This is a genomic window from Streptomyces millisiae (assembly GCF_031845425.1).
Classification (GTDB): domain Bacteria; phylum Actinomycetota; class Actinomycetes; order Streptomycetales; family Streptomycetaceae; genus Streptomyces; species Streptomyces millisiae.
On the sequence record NZ_JAVREM010000190.1, the window covers coordinates 1 to 617 of the forward strand.

Sequence of the window (617 nt, forward strand, 5' to 3'; positions counted from 1 at the left end):
AGGCCGAGGGCGGCGTCCACGTCCAGGGCCTCCCGCAGCAACTGCCGGGCCTGCTCGCGGACGGGGCCGACCCAGTCGGCGCAGCGGATCACGACCAGCGGCAGCAGGCCGGGGTGCCGGACCGCCTGCCGGACCGCCTCCTCGCGCACCCGCCCGTCGCGGTGGCAGAGGGCGATGGCGAGCCGGGACTCGTCCAGCCGGGCCAGACCGGCGGGCGGTGCGGCGGAACGCGCCCACTCCAGCAGGAACGGCGGGTGGAACCGGGACACCTCGCGCACCCCGCCGTCGAGCGCGAGCCAGTCACCGGGGTCGGCGACATCGAGCGTGCCGGTAAGCGGCGCGCCTCCCGCGAGCCCCATCGCCGCTGCTTTCACACTCTCGAAGCCCTCAAGCACCCTTCCCCGCCCCTTTCAGTAAGTCAGGCACCCGGTTTCAGTAAGTCAGGCACCCGGCCAGGCTTCAGAACGGTGGCGCTTCGGACCACAGGTGTGTCGTCGGTACGAGCGGGGGCCGGGAGCTCCTGTGCGGCAGCGACAGGATGGCCAGGGCCTCCTCGACGCGGCCGAGGTCGATGAGGTAGCCGGAGAGATCGTGGCCGATCCGGCGGTCGTGCTGCT

1 pseudogene is annotated in these 617 nt (G+C 73.1%); it reads right to left on the reverse strand.

Annotated elements, in window-relative coordinates:
- Window positions 1-359: pseudogene (locus RNC47_RS36150) on the reverse strand (hypothetical protein); the annotation flags it as partial.
- Between the last annotated feature and the right edge of the window lie 258 nt (window positions 360-617).